Below are 10,360 nucleotides of genomic sequence, written 5' to 3' on the forward strand. Positions count from 1 at the left end.
CGATCACTTTATCGACCTACTCGAACAAGCGACAGGTAAATAACACACAATGGCTAAACGTACTGATATTCAAAGCATTCTGATTCTGGGTGCTGGTCCGATTGTTATCGGTCAGGCCTGCGAATTTGATTATTCTGGCGCACAGGCTTGTAAAGCTCTGCGGGAAGAAGGTTATCGCGTCATTCTGGTGAACTCCAATCCAGCGACCATCATGACCGACCCCAATATGGCCGATGCAACCTATATCGAACCCGTTACCTGGGAAGCGGTCAGCAAGGTAATTGAAGCCGAACGTCCTGATGCGATTTTACCGACTATGGGCGGACAAACTGCCCTGAACTGTGCACTGGCACTGGAAAAGCACGGTGTATTGAAGAAATACGGCGTTGAGATGATTGGCGCTGACAGTGAAGCCATTAACAAAGCTGAAGACCGTGACTTGTTCCGTGCCGCAATGCGCAAAATCGGTCTGGATATGCCACAGTCGGATATCGCTCACTCGCTTGAAGAAGCCTTGGAAGTCCAGCAGAAATTTGGCTTTCCAGTCATCATCCGCCCATCATTTACCATGGGCGGCAGTGGTGGTGGTATCGCTTATAACCGTGAAGACTTTGTTGATATCTGCCAGCGCGGTTTATACCTCAGCCCGACATCCGAGTTGCTGATTGAAGAGTCGATCATCGGTTGGAAAGAATACGAAATGGAAGTGGTGCGTGACAAAAAAGACAACGCCATCATTATCTGTTCGATTGAAAACTTTGATGCAATGGGCGTGCATACCGGTGACTCAATCACTGTTGCACCGGCCCAAACACTGACCGACAAAGAATATCAAATCATGCGAAACGCCTCGTTGGCGGTATTACGTGAGATTGGTGTAGAAACAGGTGGTTCAAACGTACAGTTTGCGGTCAATCCTGAGACTGGTCGTTTAATCATTATCGAAATGAATCCGCGGGTGTCACGTTCGTCTGCATTAGCTTCCAAAGCAACTGGCTTTCCGATTGCGAAAGTCGCAGCGAAATTGGCGGTTGGTTATACGCTTGATGAATTACAGAACGAAATTACCGGTAATGCCACGCCGACCTCGTTTGAGCCGACTATCGATTATGTCGTCACTAAAATCCCACGCTTTACCTTTGAAAAATTCCCGTTGGCCGATAATCGTCTGAGTACTCAGATGAAGTCTGTTGGTGAAGTCATGGCCATTGGTCGTAACTTCCAGGAATCGTTGCAAAAAGCGTTGCGCGGACTGGAAATTGACCGTGATGGATTCAACGAAATTCTGGATCTGAAAGCAGAAAATACTGCTGAAGTATTACGTCGTGAATTGAATCTGCCAGGCTCAGACCGTCTTTGGTATGTCGGTGATGCCTTTAGATTTGGCATGAGCTTTGAGGAAATTCAGCAACTGACGCATATCGATCCATGGTTCCTGATTCAGATTCAGGAATTGGTTGAAATTGAAAACCAGCTTAAAGAGCGTTCATTGAACGATATCGATGAAGCGGAAATGCGTGCGTTGAAACGTAAAGGTTTTGCTGATTCGCGTCTGGCCAAACTGTTACATAAAACCGAAAAACAATTCCGCAGCCATCGTCATACGCTGGGAGTGCGTCCGGTTTATAAACGTGTCGATACCTGCGCGGCAGAGTTTTCAACCTCTACGGCTTATATGTACTCAACCTATGATGAAGAGTGCGAAGCCAATCCGACCGATCGTGAAAAGATCATGATTTTGGGTGGTGGCCCAAACCGCATTGGTCAAGGCATCGAGTTTGATTATTGCTGTGTACATGCTGCATTGGCACTGCGCGAGGATGGTTATGAAACCATTATGGTCAACTGTAATCCGGAAACTGTATCCACTGATTACGACACATCAGATCGTTTGTATTTTGAATCGCTGACACTGGAAGATGTACTGGAAATTGTTGCGCTGGAAAAACCTAAAGGTGTGATCGTGCAATTTGGTGGTCAGACACCACTTAAACTGGCCCGCGCCTTGGAAGCAGCCGGTGTGCCAATTATTGGTACCTCACCAGATGCGATTGACCATGCCGAAGATCGTGAACGCTTCCAGCAAATGGTTGAAAAACTCGGCTTGTTACAACCACCTAATCGTTTGGCGCATTCGGTTGATACAGCAGTATCACTGGCTGCCGAAATCGGTTATCCATTGGTCGTTCGTCCGTCTTATGTTTTAGGTGGCCGTGCAATGGAAATCGTTTATAACGAAGAAGAATTACAACGTTATATGCTGACTGCCGTGTCGGTTTCCAATGATTCTCCGGTATTGCTGGATCGTTTTCTGGATGATGCGATTGAAGTCGATGTGGATGCAATTTGTGACGGTAAGGAAGTCCTTATCGGCGGCATCATGGAACATATTGAACAAGCCGGTGTACATTCTGGTGACTCAGCCTGTGCGTTACCGCCTTACAGCCTAAGCCAGGAAATCATGGACCAGTTACGGGTTCAGGTAAAACAAATGGCGCTTGAGCTTGGTGTGGTTGGCTTAATGAATACCCAATTTGCCATTCAGGGTGATCGCATTTTCATTCTGGAAGTCAATCCACGTGCTTCACGTACCGTGCCGTATGTTTCTAAATCTATCGGTGTGCCTTTGGCAAAAGTTGCCGCCCGTTGTATGGCCGGCATGAGCCTGGCAGAGCAGGGCGTCACCAAAGAAGTGATACCATCTTATTATTCGGTTAAAGAAGCGGTATTCCCATTCATCAAATTCCAGGGTGTGGATCCGATTCTGGGACCAGAAATGAAATCCACCGGTGAAGTTATGGGTGTTGGCCGTACTTTTGGTGAAGCATTTGCCAAATCACAGCTGGCGGCTTCTGTCAGTCTGCCGGTGGGAGGTAAAGCCTTTATTTCGGTGCGTGATGCCGACAAGCAATTGGTTATCAGTATTGCCAAAGATTTGTTAGGCTTGGGTTTCTCCCTGTTGGCCACCCGTGGTACGCAACAAACACTTATTGATGCTGATGTGCCATGTGAACGGGTGAAAAAGGTAGCAGAAGGTCAGCCGCATATTGTGGATATGATTAAAAACGATGAAATTGCTTTGATTGTAAATACGACAGAAGGTCGTCAAGCGGTGGCAGATTCGAGAGAGATCCGCCGTGCAGCCTTGCAACATCAGGTGAATTACACCACAACCCTAGCTGCCGCCCGCGCTACGATTCTGGCCTTGAACTGTGAAGACAGTGTATCGGTGAATCGTTTGCAGTCATTACATGGAGAATTGATTTAATGGCCGTTCCTATTACCGCACGTGGTGCTCAGGCACTGAAAGATGAATTACACGAACTGAAAACCGTCAGGCGTCCAGCTATCGTGAATGCGATTTCTGAAGCACGCGCTCATGGTGATTTAAAAGAAAATGCTGAATATCATGCAGCACGTGAGCAGCAAAGCTTCACAGAAGGGCGTATTCAGGAACTGGAATCAACACTGGCAGATTGTCAGGTAATTGATCCAACAGCACTGCCAAAAGACGGCCGTGTTGTGTTTGGTGTGACGGTCGATTTGTTGAATATCGATACTGACGATAAAGTACGTTATCAGATTGTTGGCGATTATGAGTCGGATATTAAATTGAACCGTATTTCTATTTCATCACCGATTGCCCGTGCGTTGATTGGTAAAGAAGTCGATGACATCGCGACGGTGCAGGCTCCGGGTGGTGCGATTGAATATGAAATTACCGGCATTCATTATCTGGGCTAAATGTTGACTCTTTCTGAAACCATTGGCGAACGCCTGTTACTGACATTGTGGGTAGGAGCGTTATGGTCTATTGGTTATCTGGCAGTTCCTCTGGCTTTTGTCAGCCTTGAAACACTGGTAGCTGCTGAATATGCCGCTAAACTGTTTTTTGCTGTCAATGTAATTGGCTTAATCAGTGGCACATTAATTTTATTAGGTAAACTGAGTATCCAGCGGGGCCGGGCGATACATTCCTGGCGTTTCTGGGTATTGATTGCCATGCTAGTGATTACTTTGATATTCAGCATGTATGTTCAGCCCGAAATGGCCAGTATCAAAACTATCGATAATTGGCGTATGAATACAGAACTTGCCCAGAGTTTTGAACGTCTGCATATGCTGAGTCAGAACTTGTATCTTATGTTGAGTATTGCCGGTTTGTTGCTGGTATTGAGTTCTGATAAACAACATACTGCACGGCAGGCCTGATATGGCACGAAGTAAATCCAGTAACAATTGGCTTAGAGAACATTTTGATGATCCTTATGTCAAAAAGGCTCAACAGAAAGGTTATCGTTCGCGGGCCACGTTCAAGCTGGAAGAAATCGATCAGAAAGATAAATTAATTCGTAAAGGAATGTCGGTTGTCGATCTGGGGGCGGCACCAGGCGGCTGGTCAGATTATGCTTTGCATCGTGTCGGGGACAACGGTAAAGTCATTGCATTGGATATTTTGCCAATGACACCACTGACCGGAGTTTATTTCATAGAAGGTGATTTTCGCGAAGATCATGTTCTGGAACAATTGAACGAAGTATTGGCCGGACAATCGATAGACCTTGTATTATCGGATATGGCCCCCAATATGACAGGTGTAGATGCAATTGATCAGCCTGGCAGTATGCATCTGGTTGAGTTGGCCTTGGATTTTGCAATTAATAACTTAAGTAAACAGGGTGATTTTCTGGTCAAAGTTTTTCAAGGTGAAGGCTTTGATGATTTTTTGAAGTCCATGCGGAGTCATTTTAACAAAGTGATAACCCGCAAACCGGATGCTTCACGTGCACGTAGCCGTGAAGTTTATTTACTAGGTCGCGGACTGAAATGACAGCAAAACAAACTAACGTTACTAGGGGTAACAACATTGAGTGACATGATGAAAAACATTGTTTTATGGGTCGTCATCGCGATGGTATTGATGTCGGTATTTAACAATTTTGGTCCGCAACAAAGCAGCCAAAGCGAAATGGATTACTCGACCTTTATCAGTAACGTGAAAAACGGTGCTGTTTCCAGCGTTGATATTCAAGGGCGAACTATTACCGGTAAATTAACAGACGGTAGTCAATTTACTACTTTCAGCCCGGATTATGACCCAGGCTTGATTGGTGATTTGCTGGATAACGGCGTTGCCATCAAAGCAGAGCCAGTGGAAAAAACCGGCTTGCTGATGCAAATCTTTATTTCATGGTTCCCAATGTTATTGCTTATTGGTGTGTGGATTTTCTTCATGCGTCAGATGCAAGGCGGTGGTGGCAAAAACCCCATGTCGTTTGGCAAAAGCAAAGCCCGCATGCTTAATGAAGATCAGGTTAAGGTAACCTTCAAAGATGTTGCCGGTGTTGAAGAAGCTAAAGAAGAAGTACATGAATTAGTCGACTTCCTTCGTGATCCGGGCAAATTCCAGAAGTTGGGCGGACGTATTCCACGCGGTATTTTGATGGTGGGTTCACCAGGTACCGGTAAAACCTTGCTGGCTAAAGCCATTGCCGGTGAAGCCAAAGTACCGTTCTTTACTATTTCAGGTTCAGATTTCGTCGAAATGTTTGTTGGTGTTGGTGCCTCACGCGTTCGTGACATGTTTGAACAAGCCAAAAAACACTCACCCTGCATTATCTTTATCGATGAGATCGATGCGGTCGGTCGTCACCGTGGTGCCGGTTTAGGTGGTGGTAATGATGAACGTGAACAAACCTTAAACCAGTTACTGGTTGAGATGGATGGTTTTGAAGGTAATGAAGGCGTCATCATCATCGCTGCAACCAACCGTCCTGATGTTCTTGATCCAGCATTATTACGTCCGGGTCGTTTTGACAGACAGGTTGTTGTGCCATTGCCGGATATTCGTGGCCGTGAACAGATCCTCAAAGTCCATTTGGGTAAAGTACCCGCTGATGAAGATGTGAATCCAAGTGTTATCGCACGCGGAACCCCAGGCTTCTCTGGTGCTGATTTAGCCAATCTGGTGAATGAGGCCGCTTTATTTGCCGCACGCACCAATAAACGACTGGTTTCCATGAATGATTTGGAACTGGCAAAAGATAAAATCATGATGGGCGCTGAACGTCGATCTATGGTTATGAGTGATAAAGAGAAAGAACTCACCGCTTACCATGAGGCTGGACACGCTATTGTCGGTCGTAGTGTGCCGGGTCATGATCCTGTTTATAAAGTCAGTATCATTCCACGGGGGCGTGCTTTAGGTGTCACCATGTTCCTGCCAACGGAAGATCGATACAGCTACACCAAACAGCAATTGGAAAGTCAGATCTCCAGTTTGTACGGTGGTCGTTTGGCAGAAGAGATGATCTTTGGTGCTGAAGCAGTTACTACTGGTGCGTCGAATGATATTCAGCGCGCTACTGAACTTGCTCACAACATGGTTACTAAATGGGGTCTATCCGACAACATGGGACCATTATCTTATGGTGAAGATGAAGGCGAAGTATTCCTTGGCCGAAGCGTGACGCAACATAAAGCCGTGTCAGATTTAACTGCCAAGCAGATTGATGAAGATGTCCGTGCATTGATTACCCGTAACTATGATCGGGCGAAAAATATCCTGACGGAAAATCTCGACAAACTGCATACCATGGCGAAACTGTTGATCACTTACGAAACTATCGATAGTGAACAGATTGATGCCATTATGGAAGGCCGTGAACCAGGTGCTCCAAAAGGTTGGGATGATAAATCATCTACACCGCCTCCAGCAGCTAAACCTGATGAAAAAGGTCCCGAACCTACTGGTAAACCAGCAGATCAATTAAATTGAGATAGTTAAATCATGATGATGGACTTTGCGGGCAAATCTCTGGATTTGTCCGTCCCACACGTCATGGGCATCGTCAATGTAACGCCCGACTCCTTTTCGGATGGCGGGCGTTTTTTTTCAGCCGATAAAGCCCTTGAACAAGCCCGAAAACTGGTTGCTGATGGTGCGACTATTATTGATATCGGTGGCGAATCGACACGCCCAGGTTCTGAACCGGTTGGTGTTGATGAAGAAATCCGTCGAGTGGTGCCGGCAATACAAGCTATTCGTGCTGAACTTGATGTTGTTATTTCTATTGACACCATGAAAGCCGATGTTATGCGGGCCGCCGTAGCAGCTGGCGCCAGTATGATAAATGATGTGAATGCTTTGCGTGGTGAAGGAGCATTACAGGCTGCTGTTGAACTAAATGTACCTGTTTGCCTGATGCATATGCAGGGCACACCGCAAACTATGCAACAACAGCCTCAATACGCTGATGTTGTCAGCGAAGTAAATAATTTCTTGAACGAGCGTGTTGCCGCCTGTGAAGCGGCGGGTATTTCACGTTCAAAAATTATTCTGGATCCGGGATTTGGTTTTGGCAAAACGGCCCGGCATAATTTACGATTAATGAAACATTTAGCGGTTTTTACTGATTCGGATTTGCCAGTGTTGGTCGGCGTGTCACGTAAATCCATTATCGGTGCCACTTTGAATGTGTCGGTTGAAGAACGATTAGCCGGAAGTTTGGCGTTAGCGTCAATAGCGTTTTGGCAAGGCGCAAAAATTATCCGCAGCCATGATGTACGAGAAACCGTACAGGTGATTCGACTGTGTGAACATGTAATGCAGGTTAGTGATTTTGATTGAACAAAAAAGACGTTATTTTGGTACGGATGGCATTCGAGGCCGGGTAGGTGATGGGGCTATAACCCCGGATTTTGTATTAAAACTCGGCTGGGCAGTCGGTCGTGTTCTGGCCAAAGAACGCAATAGTAAAGTGCTGATCGGTAAAGACACCCGTATTTCTGGTTATATGTTTGAATCAGCTTTACAGGCTGGCCTTTCAGCCGCTGGTGTTGATGTTTATTTGATGGGCCCGATGCCTACCCCGGCAGTTGCCTATTTAACCCGTACATTTCACGCTCAGGCTGGCATTGTGATCAGTGCTTCGCACAATCCTTACCACGATAACGGTATTAAATTCTTCTCTGACCAAGGCACCAAATTACCGGACTCAGTCGAGCTGGCAATTGAGGCAATGCTGGATCAACCCATCAAGACGGTAGATTCTGCTCATTTAGGCAAGGCACATCGTATATCCGATGCGGCAGGTCGCTATATCGAGTTTTGTAAAAGTACCATCTCTACCGGTGTGAACTTATCCAATTTGAAAATGGTGGTTGATTGCGCTCATGGTGCGACCTATCACATTGCACCGAATGTGTTCCGTGAATTGGGCGCTGAAGTTATTTTGATGGGCGCAGAGCCGGATGGTCTGAATATCAATCAAAACTGCGGTTCTACAGAGCCACGTTTATTACAAGCCAGCGTGCTGGAACACAAAGCCGATTTAGGCATTGCACTTGATGGTGATGGCGATCGTTTGATTATGGTTGACCATCAAGGTGAGCTGGTCGATGGCGATGATATCTTGTATATCATTGCCCGGGGCAGACAGCGTGCTGGGCTTTGCAAAGGACATGTTGTTGGTACCTTAATGTCCAACCTCGGTTTGCAGCATGCTCTTGAAAAACATGACATCACCTTACATCGAGCCAATGTCGGCGACAGGTATGTGATGGAAAAATTACAGCAGGTAGATGGTTTGATTGGCGGTGAAGCGTCCGGGCATATTATCTGTCTGGATAAAACCAGTACCGGTGATGGCATTGTGGCGGCATTGCAGGTATTGGCTGAAATTCAGCAAACCGGCAGCAGTTTGCATGAGCTGCGTTCGGCAGTGATTAAATATCCGCAGCGACTTATCAATGTGCGTCTCAATAAGCTGGTCAATTTAGAGGATTATCCGGAAATCCAAGCGGCGGTAGAAGACATTGAGAAACAGTTGGGAAATGAAGGTCGGGTGTTGCTGAGAGCTTCAGGCACTGAGCCGGTTATTCGAGTGATGGTAGAAGGCCATGATGCAACTCGTACCAACCACTTAGCCAAAACACTGGCAGAACAGATTGAGACAATTTTGCAGAATTAATTCGGTCATGCTTTTCGGTAACAATATAAGCCGCGATGACATTGCTTTATCTACTGTCAGTCGGTAACCTTTATGATTCATTCTTATATAAGAGTAGGTGTCTGTGCGCAAACCGCTGGTCGCTGGTAACTGGAAAATGAACGGCTCTAGCGCAAGCAACAAACTGTTGCTTGATGCGATACTGGCGCAAAGAGACTCCTTTGCTTCGGTTGATGTTGCCTTATTTCCACCCGCACTTTATGTACAACAGGTTCAATCGGCTTTAACTGACACCGGATTGTTCTGGGGTACCCAAAATGTTTCACAATTTGATTCTGGGGCGTATACCGGTGAAATCTCGGCCACCATGTTGCGTGATTTTGGCTGTCAGTATGTCTTGATAGGTCATTCTGAACGCCGTTGTCTTTATGCCGAATTGAACCTTGATCAAGTTTTTCTAGATCATATTATCGCGGAGAAATCTGAGATCACCGTTCGTCATGGCATCACTCCTATTATCTGTATTGGTGAAAGTCCGGAAGAACATTCAATGGGACGCACCGAAGAGATGGTGGCGCGGTTGATGGATATTCTGATTGCGCAGCAAGGTGTTGAAATGCTGTCAAAAGCGGTATTGGCCTATGAACCGGTTTGGGCCATAGGCACAGGCAAGACAGCCAGCCCGGAATGGGCACAGGATGTACATTCCTTTATGCGTCAACGGGTCGCAAAACACGATGCGAAAATTGCTGCATCACTCAGAATACTTTACGGCGGCAGCGTAAAAGGAAATAATGCTGCCCCATTATTAGCCAAGCCTGTCCTGGTTCGACGTCGCGCAGGAACTGGAAGCCGAGCGTATCGATCGCCACGCTTTCCGAGGCAACGAGATACTCCATGCCCAGCGAGGTTTCGTTGCGTCCGATCACCAGTGGACGGATGCCGTACGGATCGCGGAAAGCCAGCAGGCCGTAGCCGGCGATCATCGCCACCACGGCATAGGCACCCTTGACGCGCCGATGCACGCCGGCCACCGCCTTGAAGATGGTCTCGGCATCGACCTGGTATTTCGTCGAGGCCACCTGCAGCTCGTGCGCTAGCACGTTCAACAACACCTCGGAATCCGAGTTGGTGTTCATGTGCCGCAGGTCTTGCAGGAACATGTCGCGCTTCAGCATTTCGGCATTGGTCAGGTTGCCGTTGTGCGCCAGCATCAGGCCAAACGGCGAATTGACGTAGAACGGTTGCGCCTCGGCGGAGTTGTAGGCCGAGCCCGCCGTCGGGTAGCGGCAGTGGCCGATACCCCAGTTGCCGGCCAGACTGCGCATGTTGCGGGTGCGGAACACGTCGCGCACCAGCCCTGGCCCCTTGTGCATGTGAAAACGTCCGCCCTCCGCCGTGGCGATGCC

8 protein-coding genes and 1 pseudogene are annotated in these 10,360 nt (G+C 47.2%); 8 read left to right on the forward strand and 1 reads right to left on the reverse strand.

Going from position 1 to position 10,360, the window contains the following annotated elements; translation table 11 throughout:
• The first annotated feature begins 49 nt into the window (after positions 1–49).
• The 8 genes and pseudogenes from carB to tpiA form a co-directional block, all read left to right on the forward strand.
• Positions 50–3,268: a carbamoyl-phosphate synthase large subunit gene (gene carB, locus Q7V21_RS13510; RefSeq protein ID WP_304917789.1), complete on the forward strand. Its 3,219-nt coding sequence runs from the start codon at positions 50–52 to the stop codon at positions 3,266–3,268.
• Positions 3,268–3,744 (forward strand): transcription elongation factor GreA, encoded by a 477-nt coding sequence (gene greA / locus Q7V21_RS13515; RefSeq protein ID WP_304917790.1) that lies wholly within the window; start codon positions 3,268–3,270, stop codon positions 3,742–3,744. Before carB ends, greA begins: the two co-directional genes overlap by 1 nt.
• Complete coding sequence (locus tag Q7V21_RS13520; RefSeq protein ID WP_304917791.1) at positions 3,745–4,212, forward strand: DUF4149 domain-containing protein; 468 nt, start codon at positions 3,745–3,747, stop codon at positions 4,210–4,212. It abuts the gene before it with no gap.
• Position 4,213: 1 nt separating this feature from the next.
• On the forward strand, positions 4,214–4,831 hold the full coding sequence (rlmE, locus tag Q7V21_RS13525) for a 23S rRNA (uridine(2552)-2'-O)-methyltransferase RlmE (RefSeq protein WP_304917792.1): 618 nt from the start codon (positions 4,214–4,216) through the stop codon (positions 4,829–4,831).
• A gap of 45 nt (positions 4,832–4,876) precedes the next feature.
• The gene (gene ftsH / locus Q7V21_RS13530; RefSeq protein ID WP_304917793.1) at positions 4,877–6,778 is read left to right on the forward strand and encodes an ATP-dependent zinc metalloprotease FtsH; all 1,902 of its coding nucleotides are present in this window, start codon (positions 4,877–4,879) and stop codon (positions 6,776–6,778) included.
• 12 nt (positions 6,779–6,790) lie between these two features.
• Positions 6,791–7,630, forward strand: a complete 840-nt coding sequence (gene folP / locus Q7V21_RS13535; RefSeq protein WP_304917794.1) for a dihydropteroate synthase — start codon at positions 6,791–6,793, stop codon at positions 7,628–7,630.
• Complete coding sequence (gene glmM, locus Q7V21_RS13540; protein ID WP_370654065.1) at positions 7,623–8,972, forward strand: phosphoglucosamine mutase; 1,350 nt, start codon at positions 7,623–7,625, stop codon at positions 8,970–8,972. The genes folP and glmM overlap by 8 nt, the downstream gene beginning before the upstream one ends.
• A 136-nt stretch (positions 8,973–9,108) precedes the next feature.
• Positions 9,109–9,711 (forward strand): annotated as a pseudogene (gene tpiA, locus Q7V21_RS13545) (triose-phosphate isomerase); the annotation flags it as partial.
• Here tpiA and Q7V21_RS13550 read toward each other — a convergent pair.
• The gene (locus tag Q7V21_RS13550; protein WP_370654066.1) at positions 9,710–10,327 is read right to left on the reverse strand and encodes an amidophosphoribosyltransferase; all 618 of its coding nucleotides are present in this window, start codon (positions 10,325–10,327) and stop codon (positions 9,710–9,712) included. The pseudogene tpiA and the gene Q7V21_RS13550 overlap by 2 nt on opposite strands.
• Positions 10,328–10,360 lie beyond the last annotated feature (33 nt).

This window comes from Methylophaga sp. (assembly GCF_030651745.1).